The sequence below is a fragment of the Catellatospora methionotrophica genome (assembly GCF_011297335.1).
Classification (GTDB): Bacteria; Actinomycetota; Actinomycetes; order Mycobacteriales; family Micromonosporaceae; genus Catellatospora; species Catellatospora methionotrophica.
On record NZ_JAAOTJ010000002.1, the window covers coordinates 52313 to 78702 of the forward strand.

Annotated in this window: 23 protein-coding genes; 9 read left to right on the forward strand and 14 right to left on the reverse strand. The window is 72.5% G+C overall.

All coding sequences use genetic code 11. The features are described 5' to 3' along the window. Nucleotides 1–144 precede the first annotated feature (144 nt). The 3 genes from HAV40_RS07545 to HAV40_RS07555 are packed head-to-tail and all read left to right on the forward strand — an operon-like array spanning nucleotide 145 to nucleotide 3406. Nucleotides 145–1341: a PP2C family protein-serine/threonine phosphatase gene (locus HAV40_RS07545; protein ID WP_166380162.1), complete on the forward strand. Its 1197-nt coding sequence runs from the start codon at nucleotides 145–147 to the stop codon at nucleotides 1339–1341. After that, nucleotides 1338–2957 (forward strand): sensor histidine kinase, encoded by a 1620-nt coding sequence (locus HAV40_RS07550; RefSeq protein WP_239085713.1) that lies wholly within the window; start codon nucleotides 1338–1340, stop codon nucleotides 2955–2957. The genes HAV40_RS07545 and HAV40_RS07550 overlap by 4 nt, the downstream gene beginning before the upstream one ends. Continuing rightward, nucleotides 2954–3406, forward strand: a complete 453-nt coding sequence (locus HAV40_RS07555; RefSeq protein ID WP_166380163.1) for a response regulator — start codon at nucleotides 2954–2956, stop codon at nucleotides 3404–3406. Before HAV40_RS07550 ends, HAV40_RS07555 begins: the two co-directional genes overlap by 4 nt. On the opposite strand, the gene HAV40_RS07560 is transcribed toward HAV40_RS07555, so the two are convergent. After that, a complete protein-coding gene (locus HAV40_RS07560) occupies nucleotides 3375–4325 on the reverse strand; it encodes a phosphatase PAP2 family protein (protein WP_166380164.1) in 951 nt (316 codons plus the stop codon). The two genes, HAV40_RS07555 and HAV40_RS07560, sit on opposite strands and share 32 nt — an antisense overlap. 319 nt (nucleotides 4326–4644) lie before the next feature. Here HAV40_RS07560 and HAV40_RS07565 point away from each other — a divergent pair, with 319 nt between their 5' ends. Further along, on the forward strand, nucleotides 4645–6024 hold the full coding sequence (locus tag HAV40_RS07565) for a hypothetical protein (RefSeq protein WP_166380165.1): 1380 nt from the start codon (nucleotides 4645–4647) through the stop codon (nucleotides 6022–6024). Nucleotides 6025–6402: 378 nt separating this feature from the next. Here HAV40_RS07565 and HAV40_RS07570 read toward each other — a convergent pair whose 3' ends face one another. The 4 genes from HAV40_RS07570 to HAV40_RS07585 all read right to left on the reverse strand — a co-directional run bounded on the left by HAV40_RS07570 (nucleotide 6403) and on the right by HAV40_RS07585 (nucleotide 10002). Beyond that, nucleotides 6403–8310, reverse strand: coding sequence for a Xaa-Pro dipeptidyl-peptidase (locus HAV40_RS07570; RefSeq protein ID WP_166380166.1), 1908 nt, complete (start codon nucleotides 8308–8310; stop codon nucleotides 6403–6405). An 87-nt stretch (nucleotides 8311–8397) separates the two neighbouring features. Continuing rightward, nucleotides 8398–8799: a hypothetical protein gene (locus HAV40_RS07575; RefSeq protein ID WP_166380167.1), complete on the reverse strand. Its 402-nt coding sequence runs from the start codon at nucleotides 8797–8799 to the stop codon at nucleotides 8398–8400. 52 nt (nucleotides 8800–8851) lie between these two features. After that, nucleotides 8852–9709 carry a class I SAM-dependent methyltransferase gene (locus HAV40_RS07580; protein WP_166380168.1) on the reverse strand — a complete coding sequence of 286 codons (858 nt, stop codon included), beginning with the start codon at nucleotides 9707–9709 and terminating at the stop codon, nucleotides 8852–8854. After that, nucleotides 9709–10002, reverse strand: a complete 294-nt coding sequence (locus tag HAV40_RS07585) for a hypothetical protein (protein WP_166380169.1) — start codon at nucleotides 10000–10002, stop codon at nucleotides 9709–9711. The genes HAV40_RS07580 and HAV40_RS07585 overlap by 1 nt, the downstream gene beginning before the upstream one ends. A gap of 58 nt (nucleotides 10003–10060) precedes the next feature. On the opposite strand from HAV40_RS07585, the gene HAV40_RS07590 reads away from it, so the two are divergent. Further along, nucleotides 10061–10696, forward strand: a complete 636-nt coding sequence (locus HAV40_RS07590) for a TetR/AcrR family transcriptional regulator (RefSeq protein ID WP_239085712.1) — start codon at nucleotides 10061–10063, stop codon at nucleotides 10694–10696. Nucleotides 10697–10706: 10 nt separating this feature from the next. Here HAV40_RS07590 and HAV40_RS07595 read toward each other — a convergent pair whose 3' ends face one another. After that, entirely contained in the window at nucleotides 10707–11909 is a 1203-nt protein-coding gene (locus HAV40_RS07595) for an FAD-dependent monooxygenase (RefSeq protein WP_166380170.1), read from the reverse strand. 126 nt (nucleotides 11910–12035) lie between these two features. Between HAV40_RS07595 and HAV40_RS07600 the strand changes: the two genes are divergently transcribed. Next, the gene (locus HAV40_RS07600; RefSeq protein ID WP_166380171.1) at nucleotides 12036–12878 is read left to right on the forward strand and encodes a HEAT repeat domain-containing protein; all 843 of its coding nucleotides are present in this window, start codon (nucleotides 12036–12038) and stop codon (nucleotides 12876–12878) included. Nucleotides 12879–12887: 9 nt separating this feature from the next. On the opposite strand, the gene HAV40_RS07605 is transcribed toward HAV40_RS07600, so the two are convergent. The 4 genes from HAV40_RS07605 to HAV40_RS07620 are packed head-to-tail and all read right to left on the reverse strand — an operon-like array spanning nucleotide 12888 to nucleotide 18583. Then, nucleotides 12888–14678: an ABC transporter ATP-binding protein gene (locus HAV40_RS07605; RefSeq protein ID WP_166380172.1), complete on the reverse strand. Its 1791-nt coding sequence runs from the start codon at nucleotides 14676–14678 to the stop codon at nucleotides 12888–12890. Next, nucleotides 14675–16399, reverse strand: coding sequence for an ABC transporter ATP-binding protein (locus tag HAV40_RS07610; protein ID WP_166380173.1), 1725 nt, complete (start codon nucleotides 16397–16399; stop codon nucleotides 14675–14677). The genes HAV40_RS07605 and HAV40_RS07610 overlap by 4 nt, the downstream gene beginning before the upstream one ends. Nucleotides 16400–16439: 40 nt before the next feature. Continuing rightward, on the reverse strand, nucleotides 16440–17633 hold the full coding sequence (locus tag HAV40_RS07615) for an ArgE/DapE family deacylase (protein WP_166380174.1): 1194 nt from the start codon (nucleotides 17631–17633) through the stop codon (nucleotides 16440–16442). Then, nucleotides 17630–18583, reverse strand: coding sequence for a methionyl-tRNA formyltransferase (locus HAV40_RS07620; RefSeq protein WP_166380175.1), 954 nt, complete (start codon nucleotides 18581–18583; stop codon nucleotides 17630–17632). The genes HAV40_RS07615 and HAV40_RS07620 overlap by 4 nt, the downstream gene beginning before the upstream one ends. Nucleotides 18584–18676: 93 nt before the next feature. Between HAV40_RS07620 and HAV40_RS07625 the strand changes: the two genes are divergently transcribed. Next, nucleotides 18677–19951, forward strand: coding sequence for a lysine N(6)-hydroxylase/L-ornithine N(5)-oxygenase family protein (locus HAV40_RS07625; RefSeq protein WP_166380176.1), 1275 nt, complete (start codon nucleotides 18677–18679; stop codon nucleotides 19949–19951). 69 nt (nucleotides 19952–20020) lie between these two features. Here HAV40_RS07625 and HAV40_RS07630 read toward each other — a convergent pair whose 3' ends face one another. From HAV40_RS07630 to HAV40_RS07640, 3 genes are read right to left on the reverse strand one after another with little or no spacing between them, the layout of a single operon-like run. Further along, nucleotides 20021–20845, reverse strand: a complete 825-nt coding sequence (locus tag HAV40_RS07630; RefSeq protein ID WP_166380177.1) for an ABC transporter ATP-binding protein — start codon at nucleotides 20843–20845, stop codon at nucleotides 20021–20023. Further along, entirely contained in the window at nucleotides 20842–21903 is a 1062-nt protein-coding gene (locus HAV40_RS07635) for a FecCD family ABC transporter permease (RefSeq protein WP_409364918.1), read from the reverse strand. Before HAV40_RS07635 ends, HAV40_RS07630 begins: the two co-directional genes overlap by 4 nt. A gap of 5 nt (nucleotides 21904–21908) precedes the next feature. Further along, complete coding sequence (locus tag HAV40_RS07640) at nucleotides 21909–22967, reverse strand: FecCD family ABC transporter permease (RefSeq protein WP_166380178.1); 1059 nt, start codon at nucleotides 22965–22967, stop codon at nucleotides 21909–21911. Between the two features lie 109 nt (nucleotides 22968–23076). Here HAV40_RS07640 and HAV40_RS07645 point away from each other — a divergent pair, with 109 nt between their 5' ends. Together HAV40_RS07645 and HAV40_RS07650 are read left to right on the forward strand one after the other, a co-directional pair. Continuing rightward, the gene (locus HAV40_RS07645) at nucleotides 23077–24126 is read left to right on the forward strand and encodes an iron-siderophore ABC transporter substrate-binding protein (RefSeq protein WP_166380179.1); all 1050 of its coding nucleotides are present in this window, start codon (nucleotides 23077–23079) and stop codon (nucleotides 24124–24126) included. Nucleotides 24127–24216: 90 nt separating this feature from the next. Further along, nucleotides 24217–25188: a DNA polymerase domain-containing protein gene (locus HAV40_RS07650; protein WP_166380180.1), complete on the forward strand. Its 972-nt coding sequence runs from the start codon at nucleotides 24217–24219 to the stop codon at nucleotides 25186–25188. Between the two features lie 16 nt (nucleotides 25189–25204). Here HAV40_RS07650 and HAV40_RS07655 read toward each other — a convergent pair whose 3' ends face one another. Beyond that, nucleotides 25205–26380 carry a metallophosphoesterase gene (locus HAV40_RS07655; protein WP_239085710.1) on the reverse strand — a complete coding sequence of 392 codons (1176 nt, stop codon included), beginning with the start codon at nucleotides 26378–26380 and terminating at the stop codon, nucleotides 25205–25207. Nucleotides 26381–26390 lie beyond the last annotated feature (10 nt).

The following is a 26390-nucleotide window of genomic DNA, read 5'->3' on the forward strand; positions in this document are numbered from 1 at the left end:
GATCGATGCCCTGGGATGGCATAACGCCTTGGCATGGGGCGGCTCCGGTAAGTTGTGCGGAACGGCCCGCCACAGGCATGATCTGCGGTGCGGTCGACGAAACCGTATTCATCGCCGACCTGCGGCACGAGACGTTGGGGAGTCATGTTCAGTGCTGCATCCGTGCCGACGCAGCCGCGCGGACCCGCGCGGCTGACCCGGCTGCGTGTGCTGCTGATCGAGGACGACGAGGGCGACGCGTTCCTGGTCGAGGAGTTGCTGCACGAGCAGGACGCCGCGATCCAGCTGACGGTGGCGCGCAGCCTGCGCGACGCCCGCGAGCTGATGGCCGAGGTCGACTGCATCCTGCTGGACCTGGGCCTGCCCGACGCGCAGGGCATCGACGGCCTGCGCCGGGTGCTCGCCCACGCGCCCGGCACCGCCGTGTGCGTGCTGACCGGCCAGCAGGACACCCACATCGGCATCACGGCGGTCGCCGAGGGCGCGCAGGACTACCTGGTCAAGGGTCAGGTAGACGGCGCGCTGCTCGAGCGCTCGGTCCAGTACGCCGTGGAGCGCAAGCACGCCGAGGTGAGCGCGGGCCGCCTGCGCGAGGTCGAACTGCGCCAGGCCGAGTCGGCCCGGCTGGAGCGCGGCCTGCTGCCCCAGCCGGTGATGACCACCGACCAGATCGCCGTGCACAGCTTCTACCGGCCGGGCCGCTACGAGGCGTTGCTCGGCGGGGACTTCTTCGACGTCGTGCAGACCAGCCCCGACACCGTGCACGCGATGATCGGGGACGTGAGCGGGCACGACGTCGACGGCGCGGCGCTGGGCGTCGCGCTGCGGGTGGCCTGGCGGGCGCTGACCCTGGCCGGCGTCGAGCCCGAGCCGACGCTCGTCGCGCTGGAACGAGTGATCACCACCGAGCGCGACCACCCGAGCACGTTCGCGACGATGGCGCTGGTGCGGATCGACCTGGCGGCCGCGCGGGCCACCTGCTGGCTGGCCGGGCACCCGCCGCCGCTGCTGGTCGCCCAAGGCCGGGCGGTGCCGGTGGACGCCCCGTACGGCCTGCTGCTCGGCATCGGCGACGCGCCACGTGAGTCCGCCGACGTCGACCTGCCCGACGGCTGGTCGCTGCTGCTCTACACCGACGGCCTGGTCGAAGGACGGCTGGGCGACAGCTCGGACCGGCTCGGCGACGAGGGCCTGGTCGGCCTGTGCGCCACCCGGCTGGCCCGAGGTGACACCATGGAACGCCTGCCCGCGAGCCTGGTCGAGTCGGCCGAGACGCTCAACGGCGGCCCGCTTGCCGACGACGTCGCCATCGTCCTGCTGAGTAAGGAACCCAGTTCGTGATCAAGCGTGTGCAGTTCACCCACCCACGAACCTGGTCCCTGCGTGCCAGGATCACCGCGCTGGTCACGACGACGGCCGCACTGCTGGCCGTGTTCGCCATCAGCGCCGCGCTGCTGGCCACCGCCAACCTGGACCAGCTCGACGTGGTGCTGAACAAGACCGGCGTGCTGCGCCTGTCGGGTGAGCAGCTGGGCGCCTCGCTGGTCGACCAGGAGACCGGGGTGCGCGGCTACGTGCTCAGCGGTGACGCCGCCGACCTGGGCCCGTACCGCAGCGGCCGGGAGGCCGAGGAGCGGCTGTACGAGACGATGATCCCGCTGCTGGCCGACGAGCCCGCGATCCGGGCACAGCTGGAGCGCGCCCGTGCCGCCGCCACCACGTGGCGGACGACCGTGGCCGAACCGGCCGTCACCGCGACCCGCGACCAGGGCCCTGCGGCCGGTCAGCAGCTGCTCAACCAGGTCGGCGGGCGGGAACGGTTCGACCAGGCACGGGCCCAGCTCGCGACGCTCCAGCAGGAGATCGTCACGCTGCGCAACGCGGCGGTCGCCAACGTCCAGTCCGGCAGCGAGAACCTCGTCGTGCTGCTGATCGCGGCGGGGCTGGTGGTGCTGGTGATGGGCACGATCCTGGTGGTGCTGATCAACCGGATGGTCAGCCGCCCGGTGACGCACCTCGCCGAGCAGGTGCGCCACGTCGCCTCCGGCGCCTACGACACCGAGATCGTCGCCACCGGCTCGCCGGAGCTGGAACGCCTGGGCCGCGACGTGGACGGGATGCGCCGCCAGATCGCCTCGGACCTGAGCGAGGTCCGCGAGGCCCGGCAGGCCGTCGAACTGATCAACCAGCAGCTCCAGCAGCAGGCTTCCGAGCTGACCCGCAGCAACCGCGACCTGGAGCAGTTCGCCTACGTCGCCTCGCATGACCTGCAGGAGCCGCTGCGCAAGGTGGCCAGCTTCTGCCAGCTGCTGCAGCGCCGCTACGCCGGGCAGCTCGACGAGCGCGCCGACCAGTACATCCTGTTCGCGGTCGACGGCGCGCAGCGGATGCAGCGGCTCATCAACGACCTGCTCGCCTTCTCCCGGATCGGCCGCAACACCAGCGGCTTCCAGCCGGTCTCGCTCGACGCCGTGATGCGCGCCGTGTTCGAGCAGCTCAACGTCGAGGAGAAGTACGGCGCCGACGCCGTGACGTGGTCGGAGCTGCCGACGGTCGCGGGCGAGGAGGCGCTGCTGGAGACCCTGCTGGCGAACCTGGTCGGCAACTCCCTCAAGTTCCGCCGCACGGACGTGCCGGCGCGCATCGAGGTGTCCGCGGTGCGCGAGGACGACGCCTGGGACATCACGGTCAGCGACAACGGCATCGGCATCGAGGCCGAGTTCGCTGAGAAGATCTTCATCATCTTCCAGCGGCTGCACGCCAAGGACGCCTACCCTGGCACCGGCATGGGACTGGCCATCGCCAAGAAGATCGTGGAATATCACGACGGCCGCATCTGGGTGGATTCCTCCCGGACCGACGGTGCGGCCATCACGTTCTCGCTGCCGATCAGCGAGGACGCCGGCGCGGCGATCCAGCCCGCCGTGCCGACGCAGCACAAGGAGCTGACCGCATGATCGACGACGACAGGGGCGGCCGCCCCATCGAGGTGCTGCTGGTCGAGGACGACCCGGGCGACGTGCTCATGACGCGCGAGGCGTTCGAGGAGTACAAGATGCGCAACACCCTGCACGTCGTCAGCGACGGCGTGGAGGCACTGGCGTACCTGCGCAAGGAGGGGGAGTTCGCCGACGTGCACACCCCCGACCTGATCCTGCTCGACCTCAACCTGCCCCGCCGCGACGGCCGCGAGGTGCTCCGCGAGATCAAGAACGACCCGGAGCTGTGCCGCGTCCCGGTGGTCGTGCTGACCACCTCGCAGGCCGAGGAGGACGTGCTGCGCAGCTACCAGTTGCACGCCAACGCGTATGTCGCCAAGCCGGTCGACTTCGAGCGGTTCATCTCCGTCGTCAAGCAGATCGACGACTTCTTCGTCAGCGTGGTACGCCTGCCGACCCGTCGCTGACCCGCCCGCTGATCCTGCTCACCAGCGCGTCCGCTGCCAGCGCGACCGCCAGCCCGGCCGCCACGTCGGCGGTGTAGTGGTAGCGGGTGTAGACCACGGACATGGTGAGCAGGGCCGTCGGCAGCAGCAGCCGTCGGAAGGCGGCCCGGCCCCCTATCCGGCGTACCGCCAACACCACGGCCCATGCCCCGGCGACGTGCGCCGACGGGAAGCAGGTGCCCGCCGGATCGGCGTGCGCCATCAGGAACTGCTGCGCCGGGGCGAGCACGTAACCGGTCAGCACGGGCGGGTCGAACTGCCCCGCGAGCGAGTGGACCGGTCCGCGCACCGGCATCAGCAGGAAGCCCAGGTAGCAGGTGAACACTGCGGCGCTGACCGTGGTGACCAGCCGCTCCAGGTCGTCGAGCCGCCGCCGCATGATCAGCAACAGCGGCGGCACGGCGATGTACAGGTAGTAGCTGATGTAGGCGGCGTAGAACAGCTCGGTCAGCGGTCGCGAGACCAGGCCGTCCAGCCAGAGCGACGGGTGGACGCTCCAGACGGCCGATTCGAAGGAGTTCATCGCGGCGTCGAGGTACCGGCCGTGTATCACCAGCACCGTCGGACCGGTCAGGCTGTACGCGATCGGCGCGAGCACCAGCGGGTAGGCGGTGCGCAACACGCGCAGCGCCATGACCTGCGGTCTGCGGGCCTGCACGGCTGTCAGGCCGAGAACCGCGGCGGCCATGGCGGCGTAGGCGGCGAGATACCCACCCCAGTGCGGGAGCCGATCATGGCCCGAGGCGACCAGGGTCGACACGACCGCCAGATAGCCGAGCACCACGACATCGACCGGCCGCAACCCGCCCTTGGCCGCATCGCCCGCGACCGGTGCCTCACGGGCGGTGCGAGCCGTAACGGTGTCGTGCACGATGGCCACGGCTCGACTGTACCCGCCAAACGACGCACTAAACGACGCAACATTTCCTGCCGCCGACTCTCGCAAATGCCACGCTTGTTCGCAAAACGTTCCTTCGGGCCTGAGCCGCCTATGCGGGACCGCGTTCGCCTCGGGGCGGTCTGGCGACATAGCCGGAATCCGGCACGGTGTCGGTCAAGATCTGTTTTTGTGGACGCTGGGTGTCCCTATAGCGGCGTCCAGCGTCCACAAAAACAGATCTTGTTTGGAGGGGAAGCAATGGATCTGCATTGGACGGACCGGTGACCGGTGATGGTGCCGATGGGCTAACGTCTCGGCCGTGGCGAACTGCGCGCAGTGCTCGAACGAGGCCGTCGTCGGCGAACGGTGCCTGCCGCACCACATCGAGGGCTGCCCGACCGACGACGTCGGCCGGCCCGTGCTCGCCGAGCTGGACCTCAGCGGGCGGCGACTCGACGACGTCCAGCTCGACAACCTGGTGATCACCGGTGATCTCAACTGCGCCGGCACCACCTTCCGCGGCCCGCTGCGGGTCAGGGACGTCGACGTCGGCGGGTTCGTCGACTTCAACCACGCCCAGATGCAGGCGTACGTGTCGATCCAGGGCCTGACCGCCGGCGGACCGTTCCGCATGCGTGACGCGGTGCTGGAACGCGACGTGTACCTGTCCAGGGTCGCCTGCACGGGCGTGGCCACGCTGGCCCGCAGCACGCTCGCCGGATCCGTGGAGATCGATGGCTGGCGCGCCCACAGCCTGGACCTGCGCCGTACCACCTTCCAGCACCGTGCCCTGCTGCAACTCGGCGACGTGACCCGGGTCTACCTGCTGCGGGCAGGCTTCCAGCGCGGCGTACGCCTCACCTTCGCCGGACCGACCCGGTTCGACCTGCAAGAAGTCGACCTCGGCGGCCCGTCGGCGATCACCGCCGCCGCGCCGACCGTCGAAGCCTGGCGGATGCAGGACCGGCCGATCCTCGGCCGCACCCTCGGCACCGATCTCAGCCAGGTGCGCCTGTCCTACGTGGATCTGTCCGAGTGCTCCTTCGCCGGCGCGCACCACCTCGACAAGCTGACCGTCGAAGACTGGCACGGCTGGCGGACCTCGCCGCGCGGCCTGTGGGTCACCCACCGCGTCACGCTCGCCGACGAGCACCGTGTACGCGGCCACGCCCGGTGGGCGTTGCCCGGCCCCGCCGGCCGGGAAGCGCCCTCGCTCGACAGCGTGCAGGCCGACTACCACGCCCTGCGCAGCATGATGCAGGACCGCAAGGACCAGCGGGCCGCGTCCGACTTCTACTACGGCGAGATGGAGATGCGCCGCATCGGCCTGCGTCGCAGCGTACGGTCCGGGCTACAGGCCAGGAACTGGCGGGCGGCGTTCAGCGCCATGGGCGAGTGGCTGCTGCTGTGCCTGTACTGGCTGCTGTCCGGCTACGGCCAGCGGGCCTGGCGGGCCTTCACGACCCTCGCCGTCGTCGTCGCCGTGGCCGCCGGAGCCCTCGACCGCTGGGGCTTCCAGACCCCCACCGCGTACGACGACGCCCTGCGCTACGCCCTGCGCGCCGCCTCCACCCTGCTACGCGGCTCGGACGTGGCACTCACCCCGACCGGCGACTGGATCGAACTCGTGCTCCGCCTGGTCGCCCCGCTGCTGCTGGCGCTGGGCCTGCTCGCCATCCGCGAACGCGTACGCCGCTAGCGGGTCATGGAGGGCGGGCTCGCAGTCCGCTGGGAGATGGTCTTGCGAGCCCGCCCCGGCACTCACCGCCGCAGCGCTTGCGGCAGTACGTCGATGAGGCCTCAGATCCATTGACCTATGTCAGGTCGGCTGGTTCCAGAGCCCTGGTGCGGACGCGGCAGCGGTCCTCACTCGGCGGCCGGCCTACGCGCTGACGCCGCTGGGCCGCAGCATGCTCGCGCCGATGGATGCGGCCTGCGCCTGGGCGCGGGAACACTGGGACGAACTGCTCGACGCCCGCGAGGGGATCGTGGCCGAAAGCCGCTGATCGCGGCACAGGCGAGGTGGAGAAGGGCACCTTCCACCACGGAATTCGAGGGGAAGGTGCCCTTCCTTTCGTTACTGGAAGCGGGTGCCGGTGCTGGGGTTCCAGCTCGGGTCGATGACGAGCGGGGTGAGGGGCTGCGGGGTGAGGGTCTGGGCCGACAGGCCGGTGGCGGGCGCGATCGGCAGCTTCAGGACGCTGCCGGCGAGATCGATGGTGGCGGTGGCGCCGGTGGAGTGGGCGCTGACGAACTCGGGGTCGGTGAGGGTGAGGACGACACCGAGTCGCTGGCTGGCGGGGATGACCTGGTCGATGGGGCGCAGTTTCCAGGTGATCGTGTAGTAGGTGCTGGTGTTCATCGCGGTGGTGCTGGTCAGCGAGTCACGGTGCTGGCCGTCCATCCAGCCGCGGGACAGCACCTGGTAGGCCGCGCTGGAGACGACCTTGGCGGTGTCCTTGTAGCAGGCGTCGTCGGTGCTCGACGACGAGCCCCAGCACGACTGGCTGGTCAGGGTGCTGATGCCCTCGCCGGAGGCGCGGTAGTTGACCCGCGTGGCGGTGCCGTACGTGACGAGCTTGGCGGTCAGCGTGGTGGTGGCCTTGCTGGACCGGACCCGGAGCGTGATCGTCGGGGTGCCGGCGATACGCAGGTCGGAGGTGAGCACCGGGGTCTGGTAGACCTTGCGGCCGGTGCGGGCGGTGGTCGGCGAGCTGACCGCGTTGGCTTCGCTCAGTGACGGCGCGTCGGTCAGCGACAGGCTGCCCGAGCCCGCTCCCGACGGTGCCAGCACGCCGGGGTTGCCCGTGCCCTGCAGCACGTAGTTGGCCGTGGTGGTGCCCGACGGCGGCCACTGCGTGCTGGTCTGCCAGACGTCGGCGGCGCGTTCGACGTCGGCCATCGGCTCGCTCATGATGCCGTTGTCGATGCCCTTGAGCCAGAAGTCGAACCAGCGGTGCAGGGTGTCGACCCACGTGGCGCGCCGGAAGTCGAACGGGTCGACGTGGCCCTCCTGGGACAGCCAGATCTTGCGCGGCACGTTGTTGGCGGCCAGGGCGTCCCACCACTGTCCGAAGTGCACGCCCTGGACGTTCAGGTCGTTCTGGCCGTGTACGACGAAGACGCTGGCGTGCACCGACGCCGCCGAGGGGACGTAGTTGCGGGCGGCCCAGAACGCGTTGTAGTTGCCGTTGCTGACGGCCCCGCTGCTCAGGGCGCTGGACACGGCGGAGCAGGTGCCCGAGGGGCGGCCGTTGACGGTCGTGTGCAGGCTGGGCACGGAGCTGACCTTCGGGTTGACCATGCCGTTGACCCGGTTGTAGTCGTACCAGCTGGAGATCGCGGCGATCGGCACGATGGTCTCCAGGCCCTGCACCCCGGTCGCGGCGACGGCGTTGGCGATGGTGCCGTCCCACGACTTGCCGATCATGCCGACCTTGCCGGTGCTCCAGGTCGTCGCGTTCACGATGGTGCCGCTCGCGGTGCGGCCGACCGCGCGGCCGTTGAGCCAGTCGACGACCGCTTTGGCGCCCTGCACCTCCTCGGTCCCGCCGACGTCTTCGCAGCCCGTGGAGCGGCTGGTGCCGGCCAGGTCGGCGGCGACGAACGCGTAGCCGCGCGGCACGAAGAAGTTGTCGTAGTACAGCGGGAACTTGGTCACCGTGCCGTCGGCGGCGTAGACCTTCTTCTCGGACTCGTTGCCGCGCCCGCAGCACTGGTAGTAGGGCGAGGCGTCCATGACGACCGGCACCTTCACCCCGGCCGTGGCGGCTTCGCGGGGTCGGATGACGTCCGCGACGACCTTGTCGGGGGTGCCGTTGCCGTCGTTGTCGAGGGTCGTCTCGACGTACACCGTCTCGCGGATGGCGGTGGTGTAGTCGTAGACCGGGTCGCTGAGCAGCGCGACGGGTGCAGCGGATGCGGGTGCGGCCAGCGCGGTGGCGCCGAGCATGGCGAGCACGCACAGGAGGGGTATGCGACGCATCGATACATATTGTCATCGCCATGTGTCACTGTCCATGTGCTCGCGCGGGGCGGCGCTCCCGCGCGGGGAACGCCGCTCCCACGCGGGTCAGGCCGAGGCCATGCACTTCGCTCCGGCGATGCCGATGGCGAGTTCTCTGGTCGAGGCGGCCAGCACGGTGACGGCGTTGACGTCGCCGGTGTAGGCGACCTGGGCCGCGGATTCGCAGAGCTGCACAGCGTCGGCACCGGCGTCGTCGCCGAGGGTCGTGGTGATCACGACCGAGGTGCACTGGCCGTTCACGACGACCGAGCCGACTTTGGCGCTGTCCAGGTGGTCCTTCACCCGGTCGGCGGCCCCGCCGCAGGAGTCCGTCGGCTCACCCGCAGCGGAGGTGCCGGCCGTCGCCGGTGGGGCGGGGTCCGCCTCGTCGCCGCAAGCGGTCAGGCCGAGGACCAGGCAGAGGATCGTCGATGTGAGCAGGGTGGTGGTGCGGCTTCGGGGTTTCATGTGGTCAGCCGTTCTGGAGAGGTTCGACGTGTGGACGGGCGGTCCGGGGGTGTCAGGGTGCGGTCGCCGTGATGAGCCAGAGTCCGGCGGGGAGCCGGTAGCCGACCCCGGGTTCACGGAACCGGTCGAGCAGCCCGGCCGTCGCGACGCGAGCGGCGGCCTGCTGCGATGCGGGCGCCGCCCGGTACGCGGCTCCGGCCGGTCCGATCTCGATGAGCCACTCGCTCACGGTGTCGGGTTCGTCGGGTGCCGGCATCGTGGTGTCGTGGCGTTCGACGGCGATCGTGTCGAAACCCGCCGCGGCGAGGATCCGGCGCGCCCGGCTCGGGTCGGCGAACGCGAACGGGCCGGGCTCGTCGCCGACCGGCAGCGGTGGGAGCGCCCCCACGTGCGGCGCGGCCCCGAGCACCGCCAGTGGTAGCCACGGGTTGGCGGTGCCGTCGCGGAAGACCGTGGCGGCCAGCCGCCCGCCGGGCCGCAGTGCCCGCCGGATGTTGGCGCACCCGGCAACCGGATCGGCCAGCAGCATCAGGGCCATCCGGGAGTACGCCGCGTCGTACGGCCCGTCAGGCAGCGCCTCGGTTTCGATGTCGGCGGCGGCGAACCGCAGACCGGGATGGTGCTCGGGCGGGAAGCGGGTGGCCGCTGCGGCGACCATGGACTCCGCCAGGTCCACGCCGAGCGCCGCGCCGGTCGGCCCGACCGCCGCGGCCAGTGCCGCGGTGGTGCCGCCGCAGCCGCAGCCGGCATCAAGGACACGCTCGCCGGGCCGCGGGTTCAGCCGGGTCATCGCGACCGCGCCCAACGGCTCGCCGAGCTGGTCCTGGCGGTCGGCGTGCCGGATCCAGCCGGGCGCGGCCTGTGCCCAGAACGCGCTGTTGCGGGCGCGCAGTTCGGCGGTGTCGGTCATCAGAACGGCAGCTCGGCGCCGTCGACGGTCATCGCCCGGAATCCGGCGCTCTTGGCCGCGTCGAAGCCGTCGGACTGGGCGGCCAGGCCAGCGGCACGTACCAGTCGTTCGGACTGGAAGCGCCGGAACGCCGCCTCGTCCTGCCACACGTTGATGATCCGCCACCCGTCCTCGGTCGGTCCGGCGACGTGAGCCAGCAGGCCCGGCGGCCGGTCCGGGCCGAGGTGCTGTTCGACCAGGCGGTATTCGGCCTCGCTCACACCGGGCATCTCCTGCAGCACACCGAACGGCATACGAACACATCCTTTGGTTAGAGTTTCGCTCTAACGAATAGAGCACTACAGTGAGGCGGTGGTTGTCAAGAGGCGCTACGAGTCCGAGCGGCGACAGGAGCAGGCCCGGCAGACCCGCCGCGCGATCCTGGACGCGGCCGGTCGGCTGTTCGCCGGGGCCGGATACGCCGCGACTCCGCTGACGGCGGTCGCCGCCGAGGCGGGGGTCGCGGTGCAGACGGTGTACGCGGTGTTCGGCAACAAGCGGCAGCTGCTGTCCGATCTGGTCGACGTGACGACCGCCGGTGACGATGAGCCGGTGGCGCTCCCCGATCGCGCGTTCGTCGCCGAGATCCGGGCGCTGGCCGACCCGCGGGCCAAACTCGCCCGGTACGCCCGGCAGCTCACCGAGGTCCACCAGCGCAACGCCGCGGTCATGGTCGCGCTGGCCGGGGCCGCCACCGCCGACGCCGACGCCGCCGCGATCTGGCGCAAGAGCGTCGAAGAGCGGCGGCGCGGCATGGGCATGTTCGCCGCCGAACTCGTCGCGACCGGCGGGGTGCGCCCCGAGCACGACGTCGACAGCGTCGCCGACGTGCTGTGGCTGGCGATGGACCCGCGCAACTACGACTGGCTGGTACGCACGCGCGGCTGGTCGGTCGAGCAGTTCGAGCGGTGGTATGTCGACACCGTCGGTGCCGCTGTGCTGGCGTGAGTGCCCAGGCTCATCTAGTACGCAGGCGGGTGTAGTCGGGCAGGTCGATCCGGTCGGCGGGCGGCGACGTGAACCGCCTGGCGACGCGTTGCACGACCGGGTTCGCGGCGGTGGCCAGCAGCGTGTTGAGCAGACCGATCCCGAGTCGGCTGCGCGGGTGCGCGATACGCGGCGTGAACGGCGGCAGGTGCTGTGCCTGGGCGACATAAGGGCGCATGATCCGTTCGTACGCCCCGAACGCGTCGCGGTGCGCGGCGTGCGCGGCGAGTTCACCCGCCAGCACGTACGCCCCGACCAGGGCCAGGCTGGTGCCCATGCCGCTGATCGGCGAGGCGCAGTACGCGGCGTCGCCGAGCATGGCTACCCGACCCTTGCTCCAGCGCGGTGCGTGGACCTGGCCGACGAGCTCGCAGTAGAACTCGTCGGCGGCGTCGAGTTCGCGCAGCACGCGCGGCGCCTCCCAGCCGACCCCGGCGAAGACGTGGCGCAGCAACTGCTTCTGCTCGTCGGTCCGGAGCCGCTCGTAGCCGCGCGGCGGGCACAGGAACGACATCAGCGCCCTGGTCGTGCCGAGGTTGTCGGGTCGCAGCGCGACGACCCGGCCGCGCGGGGCGTTGTGCCAGCGCGCCCACGACCCGTCCGAGGCGGCGCGGGGGATGGTGAGGTAGGCCGTGTAGAGCCCGAGCGGCACGACGCGCGCCTCGTCGCCGAACGCCAGCGTCCGGGTCGAGGAGCCGATGCCGTCGGCGGCGACGACCAGGTCGAAGGTGCGGTCCGGGCCGTGCGCGAAGGAGACCCGGACACCGTCGGTGTGGTCGTCGAGGGCGGTGATGCGGTCGCCGAAGACATACTCGGTGTGTTCGCGGGTGCGCTGGTAGAGCAGGTTCGCCAGCTCGCCGCGCAGGATCTCCAACTCGGCGACGAAACCCTCCCCGCCGAACGCCTCCGCGGCGAACGCGGCCTTCACCCGGTCGCGGGCGTCGACGAACGCGACCCCGGCCTCGCCCGTGGAGGCGGCCCGGACGGCGTCCTCGATGCCCATCCGCTGCGCGACGGTACGGCCCGCCCCGCGCAGGTCGACGGTCTGGCCGCCGGGCCGGATCCCGTCGTGGCGCTCGACGACCACCGAGGTCATTCCGTACTCGTGCAGCCAGTGGGCCAGCGCGGGACCGGCGATGCTCGCCCCGGAGACCAGAACCCGGTGGCCGGTCATCGGCTTCCTCCTGTGCAGGTCGGGGACAGTGTTCCCAACGTGGGGCGGGCGATCCGGTGACGTGGCCGCCTCGCGCGGTGCGGGACCGACGGCGTCAGCGCCGTCAGCGGGGTCTACCGTTGCCGGGTGAACCCTGATCAGCGCGCACTCAAGGACGGCGACCTCGACACCCGCGAGGAGCACCTGTACCGGCTCCTCGACCGGGTGAAGGCGGGCGGCGACGAGTCCGCGCTGGAAGCGCTGCGGATGCTCGTGCGCGGATACGCGGACTTCCACCGCTCGCTCTACAGCCGGGCGATGAACCACGCCGAGGTCTTCGTCGACGACTCCCTGGCCGAGCCGCTGCTTGCCGCGCTCGCCGACACCCGGTACAACTGCCAGGCCTGGGCCGCGATGGGGTGCGGCGTGCTGCGCCTGCGGGCGGCGGTGCCTGGGCTGACGGCGCTGCTGGAGCGCGGCGACTGGATGGGCCAGGAGCAGGCGGTGCTCGCCCTGGGCCGGATCGGCGACGCGTCCGCGGTGCCGGAGCTGGAGCGTACGCTGTGGTCCGAACCCGAATGGCTGCGCGAGCGGGGTGCCGAGGCGCTGGCCACGATCGGTGGCGACGAAGCGCTCGCGGCCCTGTGGGAGGCGTTCGAGTACCGCGGCTATACCCGGATCGGCTACGTCGCGAGCGCGCTGTCGAAGTTCGCGCCGGACGTCCTCCCGAGGCTGCTCGCGGCCGCCGATGACGACGACCCGGACCTGCGCTACTGGGCGGCCATCGCGCTGGGCTCGACCGGTGACGAGAGCGTGGTGCCGACGCTGGAGCGGCTGATGGCGCAGGACAAGGGCAGGACCGAGTTCGACGGCTGGGTCAGCGTCGCCGCGAAGAAGGCCCTGCGTACGCAGCGCCGCATCCAGGCCGCCATCGCCGGGCGGTCCGGCGGGGACGGCGCTCAGACCGGCGACGACGACGACGCGGCCTGAGCGCCGACCTCAGCTGTCGGAGTCGCGGCGGCCGGACCAGGCGCGCCAGAGTTCGGCGTAGCGGCCGTCGGGGGTGTCGCGCAGTTCGTCGTGGGAGCCGCTCTCCACGATGCGGCCCTCGTCGAGCACGATGACGCGGTCGGCGAGCGCCGCCTGGGTGAGCCGGTGCGCGACCAGCAGGCCGGTGCGCCCGTGCAGCGCGGCGGCGACCGACGCCTCCAGGACCCGCGCGCCCGCGCTGCCCGCTTCGGCGGTCGCCTCGTCCAGCACGGCCACGGCGGGGTCGGCCAGCACGAGGCGGGCCAGGGCGAGCTGCTGTGCCTGGGCGGCGGTGAGGCGGTGGCCGCCCTCGCCGACCACGGTGGACAGTCCGTCGGGCAGCGCGTCGGCCCATTCGGCCGCGCCGACGCGGTCGAGCGCGGCGGTCAGGTCGGCGTCGGTGGCGTCGGGGCGGGCCAGCCGCAGGTCCTCGGCGAGGGTGCCCGCGAAGACGTACACCTCCTGGGTGATCAGCGCGACGGCCCGCCGCCCGGACGGGTCGAGGTCGCCGATGCCGACGCCGCCGACCCGGATGCTGCCCGACGTCGGTTCGTGCACCCCGGCGACCAGCCCGGCCAGGGTGCTCTTGCCCGCGCCGCTGGCCCCGACGAGCGCGACGCGCTGCCCGGCGGGCACCGCGATGGTGACCTCGTGCAGGACCGGACGATCCGCGGTGTACGCGTGACTGACCGCGTCGGCGTGCAGCGACGCGTCCGCGGGCGTACGCGGCGCGGGCGGCGCGACCGGTTCGGGCAGCTCGGCGACGCCGACGATGCGGACCAGCGCGGCGGTCGCCGACTGCACGTCGTCGATGAGCCCGAGGGCGATGTTGACCGGCGTGAACAGGTTGTGGAAGTACAGCGCCGCGGCGGTGGCCGCGCCGAGGGTCACCTCGCCGGAGCGCACCAGCAGGAAGCCGGTGGCCAACACCGCCGACAGGCCGATGAACTCGGCCAGGTTGAGCCGGGCGTAGAAACGGGTGATCAGGTTGACCCCGCGCATGGTCAGGTCGACGGCGGCCTGCGAGCGCCCGGTGACCAGGCCCAGGTGCTGCTCGCGGCGGCGCAGCGCGCGGACCGTCGGCGCGCCGCCGATCGTCTCCAGGAGCTGCTGCTGCTGCGCGCCGACGGCGACGCGCTGGCGGGCGTACAGCGGCAGGGCGCGGCCGCCGTACCACCAGACGGTGTAGAGCTGCACGGGTGCGGCGAGCAGCGCGGCGAGCATGAAGCGCCAGTCGAGCACGGCGAGCCCGGCCATGGTGAGGCCGATCGCGAGCAGCGAGCGGGCCAGCTCGGGCAGGCCGGAGCGGACTACCGAGGCGACGGCGTTGAGGTCGTTGCCCGCGCGGGAGGTGAGGTCACCGGACCCGGCCCGCTCGACCTGGCCCAGCGGCAGCCGCAGCGCCCGGTTGAGGAAACGTTCCCGCAGCTCGGCCAGGGCCCCTTCGCCGAGCCGGGCGATCAGGGTGAGGCCGTACGCGGTGGCCGCGCCGGACGCGATCGCGACCACGGCGAGGGCGACGACCGGATCGGTGATCGCGGACGCGGGTGCGCCGCCGGTGACGAGGTCGACGACGTGGCCGAGCAGCGGCGCGACGGCCAGCCCGATCGCCGTGGCGGCGGTCAGCACGAACAGCCCGGCCGCGGCCAGCCGGCGCCGGGGGCGCAGCAGTGCGCGCAGCGCGGCGACGGTCTGCCGGCCGGTGGCGGTGGGCAGCAGTTCGCGCTGCGCGGTCATGGGGGTCGCCTCCTGGCCGGTCATGACAGCACCGTCGCGCGGTAGCCGGTGTGCTCGCGGACGAGCTGGTCGTGGGTGCCGGTCGCGGTGACGATGCCGTCGGCGACGTAGTGCACGGTGTCGGCGGCGGCCAGCAGCGCGGGGCTGGTGGTGATGACGACGGTGGTGCGGCCTTCGCGCAGGCGGCGTACGCCGTTGACGATGCGCAGCTCGGTGACCGCGTCGACGGCGGTGGTGGGTTCGTGCAGAACCAGTACGGGGGCGTCGGCGGCCAGCGCGCGGGCCAGGGCGACGCGCTGTCGCTGCCCGCCGGACAGCGACCGGCCGCGCTCGGCGAGCACCCCGTCGACACCCCCGGCCAGGGTCGCGGCGACCTCGTCCGCGCCGGACGCGGCGAGCACGGCGGCTAGCGGGTCGCGGTCGGCCTGCTCGCCGGTGCGCTGCCGGGGCAGGCCGTTGTCGTCGGCCGGGGTGCGGACGTTGTCGCGCAGGGTGCCTTCGAACAGGTCGGCGTCGTGGGCGGCTACCAGCAGCGCGCCGCGTACGGCCTCGGGCTCCAGGGTGGACAGGTCGTGGCCGTCGAGGGTGATGGTGCCGGAGTCGGGTTCGCGTTCGCGGCCGAGCAGGTCGACCAGGGCCTCGGCGTGGGCGGGGTCGGCGGTGACGACGCCGACGAGCTGACCGGCGGTGACGTCGAGGTCGAGGCCGCGCAGGCCCGCGTGGGTGAGGCCGCGTACGGCCAGGTGCCCGGTGACCGGGCCGGTCAGCGGGGCGTCGCCGCCGACGGCCGGGGGAGAGGACAGCACCTCGGCGATGCGTACGGCGCTGCCGCGTCCCTGGGCCAGTTCCCCGTTGACCCAGACCAGCATCGACAGCGGCCCGATCAGGTACTGCGCCATGCCGACCGCGGCGATCAGCGCGCCGATGCTGATGTCGCCGTCAGCGGCCAGCCGCCCGCCGACCAGCGCCACGACGGCCAGGAAGAGGCCGTTGACGGCGAGCAGGGTGCCGTCGTGCCAGCTCTTGGCGCGGGCGGCGTGCACGGTGGCGGTGAGCGCGGCGCGGCTGGACAGCCGGTAGCGCTCGGCGGCCGCGCGCTCCGCGCCGATGCCCTTGAGCACGCGCAGACCGCCGACCATGTCCGCGGCCAGGCCCGCGGTGTGCGCGATGCGGTCCTGCTCGACCTCGCTGCGCCGCTGCAGGGGGCGGCCCAGCAGGTGCGCCAGCCCCATCATGAGCGGGGTGCCGAGCAGCACCAGCAGGCCGAGGGTCAGCGACACCCGCAGCAGCGCCACCGCGCCGACGGTCAGGCCGAGGATGCCCGCGACGCCGAGCGGCAGGGCGAGCGCGACCATGCCGACGCGCCCGGCGTCGCTGGTGGCGACGCTGGCCAGCGCACCCGGCAGGCGGCCGGTGTCGGCCCCGCCGCGCGCGTCGAGCACCCGGTCGGTCAGCCGCACCCGCAGCGCGTGCCCGGCCTGCTCGGCGGCGCGTTCGCCGAGCCGCGCGCCGAAGCGGAAGCTGAACGACAGCGTCACGAACACCGCCCCCAGCACGGCGAGCCAGATCAGCAGCTCGGAGCTGGAGCCGGTGCCGACGGCACGGTCGACGACCACGCCGATCACCACCGGCACCATCGCCTCACCGCCCTGGTGGCCGGTGCTGAGCAGCGCGCTGCCGGCGATGCGGCCCGCCTGCCCGCGCAGGGCGTCGCGCAGCACGCGGCCGCCGGTCAGCTGTGGCATGTCCCCTCCTGGGGGTGGATCGTGGGGGTGGAGCGGCCGGTCAGCGGCAGTGTGCTGCCGCGAGCCGGGCCAGGGTGGCGCTGGCGGTGACCACCTCGGAGATCGGCACGTACTCGTCGGGGGCGTGGGCCAGCTCGATCGCGCCGGGTCCGTACTGGACGGCAGGGATGCCCGCCCCGGAGAGCAGTCGCAGGTCGCTGCCGTATGGCGCACCCCACTGCTCGGGCGTGACGCCGGTGGCCCCGACGAGCGCGGCGGTGAACGCCGGGTCGGGGTTGCGGCCGGGAAGGAACTGCCCGCCCCACCACTCGACGGTGACCGGGTGCTCGGCCAGCCACGGGTCGGTGGCGCAGACGGCGGCCACGGCCGCTTCCAGCTCGGCTTTGGCCCGCTGCGGGGACTCGCCGAGGGCCACGCCGTAGCGGCCCTCGGCGATCAGCAGGTCCGGGACCGACGACGACCAGTCACCAGCGTGCACGGTGCCGATCTCCAGCGCGTACGGCACGTCCCAGCGCTTCATCAGCGGGTCGACGTCGCGGTTGCGGGTCGCCTCCAGTTCGCGCAGCGCCGTGAACACGGGCAGGAACTTCTCGACCGCGCTGACCCCTGCGGTACGCCGGGACGCGTGCGCCGAGACCCCCGGCACGCGCAGCCGGAACGTCAGCGCGCCCGCGTTGGCGGGCACCACGGCCAGCCCGGTCGGCTCGGGGATGACGCACGCGTCGGCCCGCCACCCCCGCTCCAGCAGCCCGTACGTGCCCAGCCCGCCGTCCTCCTCGCCGACCACGCAGGCGACCAGCACGTCGCCGCGCGGGCGGTCACGCTTCAGCTCACGGATCGCGAACAGGGCCGCGACCAGGCCGCCCTTCATGTCGCAGGCGCCCCGGCCGTAGAGGCGGTCGCCGTCGACGCGGCCGCTGTACGGGTCGTCGGTCCAGGCGTCCAGGTCACCGGGCGGCACGACGTCGACGTGTCCGTTGAACATCATCGACCGGCCGCCGCCGGTGCCGGGCAGCCGGCCGACCAGCCCGTACGCCCGCTCCCGGGCGACCTCCATGCCGGGGAAGTCCGGCTGGGCGGCCAGTTCGGGCACGGCCAGCTCCCACAGGTCGACCTCCAGACCCTCGGCGCGCATCCAGTCGGCCAGCACCTCCTGGATACCCGCCTCGTGCGGCGAGCCGCCGACGCTGGGGATGCGGACCAGGTCGGCCAGCAGCTCGGTCAGTTCCGTCATGCCGGGAAGTGTCCCAGGTAGCCGCCCATGGTCTTGAACAGGTCCGTGGCGGCCAGCTCGGTGCCGTCGTCGAGGCGTACCCGCTCGATGACCAGGCCCTTGCTGCGGCCACGCCGGGCCTCGGCCCCGGCGACGATGGCGACGCCGTCGCCCTCGCGGTAGAAGACCCGGCCGGGGGTGCCGCCGTACACGGCTTCGGAGACCGAGGCCTTGACCACGCGGATGCGCTGGCCGCGGTAGTAGGTGTAGGCGTTCGGGTACGGGTCGCACTGGGCACGGACCAGGCGGTCCAGCTCCTGTGCGGTCCACGTCCAGTCGATGCGCAGGTCCTCGTCGGCGCGCTTGTGGAAGAAGCTGGCCTGGGTGCGGTCCTGCGGCGTCCACTCGGTGCGGCCTTCGGCGATCAGGCGCAGCCCGTCGACGGTCAGCGGCCCGAACAGGGCGAGGGTCTTGTGGAACAGGTCGGCGGTGGTGTCGCGCGGGCCGACCGGCACCGCGCGCTGCAGCACGATGTCGCCCGCGTCGAGGGTGTCGTCCATCATGTGCGCGGTGACGCCGACCTCGGGCTCGTCGTTGATGAGCGCCCAGATCAGCGGCGAGAAGCCGGCGTACTTCGGCAGCAGCGAGTCGTGGATGTTGAGGGTGCCGTGCCGGGGCAGGGTGAAGACCTGCGGCGGGATCCAGGTGCGCCAGTTGGTGGCCACGATGACGTCGAGGTCGGCCTCCTTGAGCGCGGCCATCAGCTCCTCGTCGTCGGGGCGCTCGCGGATCAGGACCGGCACGCCGTGCTCGGTGGCGAGGTCGGCGACGGAGTCGCTCCAGATCCGCTCGTACGCGTGGTCGCTCTTCGGGTGCGTGACGACGAGGACGACCTCCAGGTCGGGTGCCTCCAGCAGGGCCTGGAGCGTGCGGTGCCCCCAGGTCTGGTAACCGAACATCGCGACCCGCATGGGGTGCCCTCCTCTGGACGAAGCAAAAGGCAAGGCTTACCTTGCTAAGGTAAGCCTAATGTAATTGTCGGGGGACGCAACGGAAGGGGTCATATGTCCACGCCGGACGCACACCTCCACGATCTCGCAGGGATCGGCTTCGGGCCCTCCAACCTGGCTCTGGCCATCGCGTTACGCGAGCTGGAGCAGTCCGTGGACGCGGTGTTCCTGGAGAAGCAGCCGCGGTTCGGCTGGCATCGCGGCATGCTCATCGAGGGCACCACGATGCAGGTGTCGTTCCTCAAGGACCTGGCCACCATGCGCGACCCGGCCAGCCCCTACACCTTCCTGAGCTACCTGAGGGCCAAGGACCGGCTGATCGACTTCATCAACCACAAGACGATGTACCCGTCGCGGGTGGAGTTCCACGACTACCTGGAATGGGCCGCCGCCGGGTTCGCCGACCAGGTCGAGTACGGCTCCGAGGTCGTCGCGGTGCGCCCGGTCCACGACGGCGGCGTGATCACCGGCTGCGAGATCATCGCGCGGCAGGGCGGTGACCTGGTCACCCGGCGGGCCCGCAACCTGGTCGTGGCGACCGGGCTCGAAGCGCGGATGCCCGAGGGCGTGCGCTCCGGCCCGCGCGTCTGGCACACCCGCGACCTGCTGCGCCGCCTGCCCGACCTGCGCGACCCGCGCCGGGTTCTGGTCATCGGCGCGGGCCAGTCCGGTGCCGAGGCCGTCGACCACCTGCACCGGACGTTCCCGAACGCGCAGGTGTGCGCGGTGTTCGCCAAGTACGGCTACACCCCCGCCGACGACAGCCCGTTCGCCAACCGCATCTTCGACCCGGCGGCCGTGGACGACTTCTACGCCGCGCCCGAGCACGTCAAGCGGATGCTGATGGGCTACCACGGGTCCACGAACTACTCGGTCGTCGACCTGGACGTCATTCAGGGCCTCTACCGGCGCATGTACCAGGAGAAGGTGCTCGGCCGGGAGCGGCTGCGGATCATGGGCGCGTCCCGGGTCGTCGAGCTGGTCGAGGAGGCCGACCGGGTACGGGTGACCGTGGAGTTCCTGCCCACCGGCGAGCGCACCGTGCTGGAGGCCGACGCGGTCGTCTGCGCGACCGGCTACCGCAGCAGTGACCCGCTGCAGCTGCTCGGCGAGCTCGGCGAGCACTGCGTGCGCCGCGACGACGGGCAGCTGCAGGTCGAGCGCGACTACCGGGTCGCCACCACGGGCGACGTGCGCTGCGGCATCTACGTACAGGGCCCGACCGAGCACACCCACGGCATCAGCTCGACCCTGCTGTCCAACACGGCCGTCCGCGCCGCAGAAATCGCCCACTCACTGACCCGCGCCGCCACGCCCGCCCACGCCTGACTGAACTCTTAAAGACTTGCGGCTCCGGGGCAGCTGGATACCGCAAGTCTTTAAGAGTTGCGACAGGGGTCAGGCGGCGGTCCGGGGGGTGCGGCGGCGGTGGCGGTCCGCTGGGACGACCATGGGGGTGCCGGTCTGGGGGTCGGTGATCACCTGGCTGGCTACGCCGAACACGTGCTCGACCAGGTCGGCTGTCATGACTGCTGCGGGCGGGCCCTGGGCGACGATCTCGCCGGCGCGCATGACGACCAGGTCGGTGGCGTAGCGGCAGGCCTGGTTCAGGTCGTGCAGCACCGCGACGACGGTGCGGCCCTGCTCGTGCAGCTCCGCGCACAGGTCCAGGACCTCGAACTGGTGCGCGAGGTCCAGGAACGTGGTCGGCTCGTCCAGCAGCAGGATCGGCGTCTGCTGGGCTAGCGCCACGGCCAGCCAGACGCGCTGGCGCTGCCCGCCCGACAGCTCGTCGACGTACCGGTCGGCCAGGTCGGAGACCTCGGTCACCGCCATCGCCTCACGGACCGCGGCCTCGTCGTCGGCCGACCACTGGCGCAGCAGTCGCTGGTGGGCGAACCGGCCACGGGCGACCAGGTCCTCGACCGCGATCCCGGCGGGGACCACCGGCGACTGCGGCAGCATGCCGAGCTGCTTGGCGACCTGCCGCGAGGGCAGCGAGGCGATCGCCGCGCCGTCGAGGTAGACCGTGCCCGCCTGCGGCCTCAGCACCCGCGCGAGTGCCTTGAGCAGCGTGGACTTGCCGCAGGCGTTCGGCCCGACGATGACGGTGAACGATCCGTCGGCGATCTGCACGCCCAGGTCGCGGGCGACCACGCGCCGGTCGTACGCCAGGGTCAGGTTCTCGGCCCGCAGCCGCATCGGGTGCTCCTTCGTGCTCATCGGCCGCGCCGCCATTCGCGGGCCAGCAGCCAGGTCAGGTAGAGCCCGCCGATCGCGGCGGTGACCACGCCGGCGGGGATGTCGGTGTCGGGCAGCACCCGCTGGGCGGCCCAGTCGCTGCCCGCGAGCAGCGCCGCGCCCATGCCCGCCGCGGGCAGGATGCCGGGGCCGGGGGAGCGGGTCAGCCGGGCGGCCAGCTGCGGGGCGGCCAGCGCCACGAACGCGATCGGTCCCGCCGCCGCCGTCGCGCCCGCGGCCAGCCCGACGCTGGCCAGGGCGAGCACGGCCCGGCTGCGCTCGACGCGTACGCCGTGCAGGGTCGCGGTGTCGTCGCCCAGCGCCAGCATGTTCAGGTGGCGGCCGAAGTGCAGGACCACGGGCAGCAGCACCGCCAGGGTCAGCCCGACGATGGTCACCTCGGTCCAGCCGCGGCCGCCGAGGCTGCCGATGAGCCACACCTGCGCGGCCAGCGCCTCGTCGAGGCGGCCCTTCACGATGAGGTACGAGTTGAACGCCTCCAGCAGCGCGGACACCCCGACGCCCATCAGGATGAGGCGGAACGCCTGGGTGCCGCCCCGGAACGCGAGCAGGTAGATGGCGATCGAGGTGAGCACGCAGCCCGCGATCGCACCGGCGGCGACCTGCATGCCGCTGCCGTCCAGCAGCAGGATGACCACGAGCGCGCCGGTGGCCGCGCCGACCGTCATGCCGACGAAGTCGGGGCTGCCCAGCGGGTTGCGGGTCAGGCCCTGGAACACCGCGCCGCTCGCGCCGAGCGCCGCGCCGACCAGCAGCGCGACCAGCGCCCGGGGCAGCCGCAGCTCGTGCACGATGAAGTCGGTGCCCGGATCGCCCTGCCCGACCAGGCTGCGCAGCACGTCGCCGACCGGGATCGGGAAGTCCCCGCTGGACAGGTTGACCACCGCGATTGCGACGGCCGCCAGCAGCAGCGTGGTGCCGACGAGCAGGGCGCGGGCGGGCACCCGCAGTGACAGCGCGCCACCGGGGGTGCGCAGCACCAGCTGCCGCGCCCGTCGGCCCCGCGTGGGTTCGGTGATCGTTTTCACAGGGCGCCCAGCTTTCGGCGGCGGCACAGCGCGATGAAGACCGGCGCGCCGAGGAACGCGGTGACGATGCCGACCTGCAGCTCGGACGGGGCAGTCAGCACCCGGCCGAGCACGTCCGCGCCGAGCAGCAGGATCGGGCCGAGCACCACGGCGTACGCGAGGATCCAGCGGTGGTCGGGGCCGGTGATCAGCCGGGCGATGTACGGCACGGCCAGGCCGAGGAACCAGATCGGGCCGCAGGCGGCGGTCGCCCCGCCGCACAGCAGCGTGATCGCGGCGACGCCGAGCACGCGGACCCGGCCCGGGTGCGCGCCCAGCGCGGTGGCGGCCTCGTCCCCCATGCTCAGCGCGTTGAGGCGGCCGCCCAGGGTCAGTGTGAGCAGGATCCCGGCGATCAGGAACGGCGCGATGCGGACCAGGGTGTCGCCGTCGCGGTCGGCCAGCGAGCCGACGTCCCAGTGCCGGTAGCGGTCGAACGTGCCGCGGTGGGTGACCAGCACCGCCCAGACCAGCGCGCCGAGCACGGCGGTGATGGACACCCCGGCCAGCACCTGGCGTTCCGGGGTCGGGAAGCGCCCGGACCCGCCGAGCGCGAACACGGCCGTGGCGGTCAGCGCCGCGCCGCCGAAGGCGAACCACACGTACGCGCTGGGCGAGGTCAGGCCGAGGAACGCGATCGCGACGACGACGCCCGAGGACGCGCCCAGGTTCACCCCGAGCAGGCCCGGTTCGGCCAGCGGGTTGCGGGTCAGCGCCTGCATCAGCGTCCCGGCCAGCCCGAGCGCCGCGCCGACACCGAGGCCGAGCAGGGTCCGGGGGATGCGCAGCTGGTGCACGATCACCGACTGCGGGGAGCCGTCGTCGTGCCAGAGCACCCGCCACACCGTGTCGAGCGCGATGGTGCGGCTGCCGACGGCGATGCTCAGCGCGAGTACGCAGGCCAGAGCCAGTACGCCGATCACCAGCCCGCCGCGCCGCCGGGCGTGGCCGGTGCGCGGCGCGCGGACCGGTGCGGCCTCGCGCGGCGCGGGCAGCACGCTGGTCGTCTGCGTCATCACCGCTCCGTTCTGATCAACCCCGGGTTTGAGATTAGGCGAGGCTAACCTATGCTCCTCGGCGGGACCTGCCAGGGGGCGGCTCCCACCAGCACAGAAAGGACCAACCGTGCGGCTTCTCACTTCCGTCCGTACGCTGACGGCCACCGCCACCGCGGTGATCCTCGGCCTCGGCCTCGCCGCGTGCGGCACCGACCAGGAGCCGTCCGGCAGCGCCGGCAGCCAGGGCGCGACCTCGGCGGCCTTCCCCGTCTCGATCGAGCACAAGTACGGCAGCACCGAGATCAAGGCCGAGCCCAAGCGCATCGTCGTGGTCGGCCTCGTCGAGCAGGACGCCCTGCTGGCGCTGGGTGTCGTGCCGGTCGCGACCACCGAGTGGTGGGGCGGGCACCCCGGCGCGATCTGGCCCTGGGCGACCGACGAGCTCGGCTCGGCGGCCAAGCCCGAGGTGCTGACCAACACCGACGGCATCACGTTCGAGAAGGTCGCCGCACTGCGCCCGGACCTGATCGTCGGCCTGTACTCGAACCTCACCGCCGAGGACTACGCCACCCTGTCGAAGATCGCGCCGACGCTGGCCCAGCCGAAGGACAGCATCGACTACGGCGTGTCCTGGCAGCAGGCCACCCGCACCGTCGGCACCGCCGTCGGGCGCAAGGACAAGGCCGAGCAGGTCATCGCCGACGTCGAGGCCAAGTTCGCCGCCGCCAAGGCCGCCAACCCGACGTTCGCCGGGGCCACCGCGCTGATCGCCGCGCCGTGGGAGGGCTACTACGTGTACGGCTCGCAGGACCCGCGCGGCCGCCTGCTGCAGGACCTGGGCTTCAAACTGCCCGACGGGCTCGACGCGATCACCGGCAAGGAGTTCGGCAAGAGCATCAGCCGGGAGCGCACCGACCTGCTCGACACCGACGTGCTGGTCTGGCTGGTCGAGAAGCACGACGCCGACGCGGCGAAGATCCACGCCGACCCGCTGTACGCCAAGCTCGACGTCAAGACCCAATCCCGCGAGGTCTTCCTGGAGAACGGCGAGGTGCTCGGCGGCGCGACCTCCTTCATCACCCCGCTGAGCCTGCCGTACCTGCTCGACGGCCTGGTGCCGCAGCTGGCCGCGGCGGTCGACGGCGACCCGGCGACCGAGGTCAAGCGCGCGAGCTGACCCGACGCACGGAGCACGGGGTGGACATCCGTCCGCCCCGTTTTCCGTACTCGCGTTGACGGACGGTCACCGCCGGGTAATGGTGATCACATGCCGAAAGACGGTGAGACCCGCGACGGGGTGGCGCTGACCAACCTCGACCAGCCCCTGTTCGACGACGCCGGGGCGACCAAACGCGACCTGGTGGACTACCTGGACGCGGTACACGAGGCGATCATCCCCGCGCTGCGCGACCGGGCCCTGTCGGTGATCCGGATCCGCCCCGGGCAGCCCGCGTTCATGCAGAAGAACCTGCCCAAGTACACCCCGGACTGGGTGCCACGGGCCGCGGTCTGGGCCGAGGCGTCGCACCGCGAGGTGACGTACGCCCTGGGCAACGACCGGCGCACGCTCATCTGGTTCGCCAACCAGCGGGCCGTGGAGTATCACGCGGCGCTGGCGCTGGCGGCGTCCCCGCTGTCGCCGACGCACCTGATCCTCGACCTCGACCCGCCGGAGGGCGACGACACCTTCGGCAAGGCGGTGCAGGGCGCGCTGCTGGTCCGCCAGGCGCTGGCCGACTGCGGGCTGGACGGCGCGGTCAAGACCAGCGGCAGCAAGGGCGTGCACGTGTTCGTGCCGCTGGACGGCAAAGCCGACCCGGAGGAGGTCGCCGCGGCGACCCGGGCCGTGGCCGCCCGCGCCGAACGGCTCGACCCGAAGCTCGCCACCACGGCGTTCATCCGCGAGGACCGGCACGGCAAGGTCTTCCTCGACGCGACCCGCTCCGGCGGCGCGACGGTGGTCGCCGTCTACAGCCCGCGCATCCGCCCCGGCCTGCCGGTGTCCTTCCCGGTCTCCTGGGCGGACCTGGAGGGTGTCACGCCCGCAGACTTCACCATCCGCACCGTGCCCGCCATGGTCGCGAAGTCCGACCCGTGGGCCGACCTCATGCCCGCCCCGCAGGCCCTGCCCGCCGACCTGGTCGCCGAGGGCCACACCATCCCGATCGCCCGCGTCCAGGCCATGCACGAGGGAAAACGCCGCGCCAAAGCCCGCCGCGAAGCCGGCGAGGACGCCTGAGCCCGCCGCGACGGGGTCAGGCGGAGCGCAGGATGAGCTCGGTGATCTCGCTCGGGGCGAAGACGCGCAGCGGCGGGCCCCAGAAGCCGGTGCCGCGGCTGGTGTAGAGCTGGGTGCGGTCGCCGTGGCGGGACAGGCCCTGCACCGCGGGCTGGTCGACGCGCACCAGGTAGTGGAACGGCCAGATCTGGCCGCCGTGGGTGTGGCCGGAGATCTGCAGGTCGACGCCGTGCGCGACGGCCGCGTCGATCTGCTTGGGCTGGTGGGCCAGCAGCAGCACCGGCAGGTCCGGATCGGTCCCGGCCAGGGCGGCGGCGTGGTCCATGGAGTGACCGGTGCGCGAGTGCGCGGCGGTGATGTCGTCGACGCCCGCCACGACCAGGCGGTCGCCGCCGCGCTCGACCACCAGGTGGCGGTTGTGCAGGCACTCCCAGCCCAGATGCTGCATGTGCGCGAGCCAGCCCTCGGCCTCGCCGTAGTACTCGTGGTTGCCGGTCACGTAGGTGCGGGCCAGCTTGGCGCGGATGTCGCCGAGCGGCGCGGCCTGCGCGGTGCGCTGGGCGACGGTGCCGTCGGCGATGTCGCCGGTGTGGCAGACGATGTCGGGGTCCAGTGCGTTGACCGCCCTGGTCACCCCGGCTGACCAGCGGGAGCGCTCGATCGGGCCGTAGTGCGTGTCGGTCAGCAGGACGACCTTCAGACCGTCGAGGCCCTTGCCCAGGCGGGGCAGGATCACTTCGACACGGCGTACGCGGGGCACGCGCATGGCTTCGGCGTACCCCCAGACGACCAGGACCAGGGCGACTGCCGCGACCGCCGCGGCCGTCACGCGGGAACGCAGCGGGTCGGCGACGCCGCCGAGGGCCAGCGCGCCGCGCAGCACGTTGCCGAGCAGCGCCCACACGAACAGCACCCAGATCACGCCGAGCGTGGTGTCGGCGATGCGCGACGCCCAGTCCTTGCCGCGGGCGTGGCCCTGGAACATCAGGTACGGGAAGGTCAGCGCCGCCACGGCGAATAGGGCGGTTCCGCCGGCGACCACCGGGGTCGGCCAGTGGGTTCCGGCCAGCAGCAGCGTCCACCACGGCACGCCGAACAGCAGGGCCAGCACGGTGGTCACGGTCAGGCCGAACAGCAGCGGTCGCAGTGACCGCCGTGCCGGGGCGGCCTGCACGGCCTCGCCAGTCGACACGTGTACTCCT

Bases quoted from the DNA above. Each gene is read 5' to 3' on its own strand.
- HAV40_RS07580 (WP_166380168.1), bottom strand. From the start codon at position 9,709: ATGACCGACACCGCCGAACTGCGCGCCCGCAACAGCGCGTTCTGGGCA.
- HAV40_RS07555 (WP_166380163.1), top strand. From the start codon at position 2,954: ATGATCGACGACGACAGGGGCGGCCGCCCCATCGAGGTGCTGCTGGTC.
- HAV40_RS07620 (WP_166380175.1), bottom strand. From the start codon at position 18,583: ATGCGGGTCGCGATGTTCGGTTACCAGACCTGGGGGCACCGCACGCTC.
- HAV40_RS07610 (WP_166380173.1), bottom strand. From the start codon at position 16,399: ATGCCACAGCTGACCGGCGGCCGCGTGCTGCGCGACGCCCTGCGCGGG.
- HAV40_RS07575 (WP_166380167.1), bottom strand. From the start codon at position 8,799: ATGAAACCCCGAAGCCGCACCACCACCCTGCTCACATCGACGATCCTC.
- HAV40_RS07650 (WP_166380180.1), top strand. From the start codon at position 24,217: ATGCCGAAAGACGGTGAGACCCGCGACGGGGTGGCGCTGACCAACCTC.
- HAV40_RS07570 (WP_166380166.1), bottom strand. From the start codon at position 8,310: ATGCGTCGCATACCCCTCCTGTGCGTGCTCGCCATGCTCGGCGCCACC.
- HAV40_RS07545 (WP_166380162.1), top strand. From the start codon at position 145: ATGTTCAGTGCTGCATCCGTGCCGACGCAGCCGCGCGGACCCGCGCGG.
- HAV40_RS07585 (WP_166380169.1), bottom strand. From the start codon at position 10,002: ATGCCGTTCGGTGTGCTGCAGGAGATGCCCGGTGTGAGCGAGGCCGAA.
- HAV40_RS07625 (WP_166380176.1), top strand. From the start codon at position 18,677: ATGTCCACGCCGGACGCACACCTCCACGATCTCGCAGGGATCGGCTTC.
- HAV40_RS07615 (WP_166380174.1), bottom strand. From the start codon at position 17,633: ATGACGGAACTGACCGAGCTGCTGGCCGACCTGGTCCGCATCCCCAGC.
- HAV40_RS07630 (WP_166380177.1), bottom strand. From the start codon at position 20,845: ATGAGCACGAAGGAGCACCCGATGCGGCTGCGGGCCGAGAACCTGACC.
- HAV40_RS07640 (WP_166380178.1), bottom strand. From the start codon at position 22,967: ATGACGCAGACGACCAGCGTGCTGCCCGCGCCGCGCGAGGCCGCACCG.
- HAV40_RS07595 (WP_166380170.1), bottom strand. From the start codon at position 11,909: ATGACCGGCCACCGGGTTCTGGTCTCCGGGGCGAGCATCGCCGGTCCC.
- HAV40_RS07605 (WP_166380172.1), bottom strand. From the start codon at position 14,678: ATGACCGGCCAGGAGGCGACCCCCATGACCGCGCAGCGCGAACTGCTG.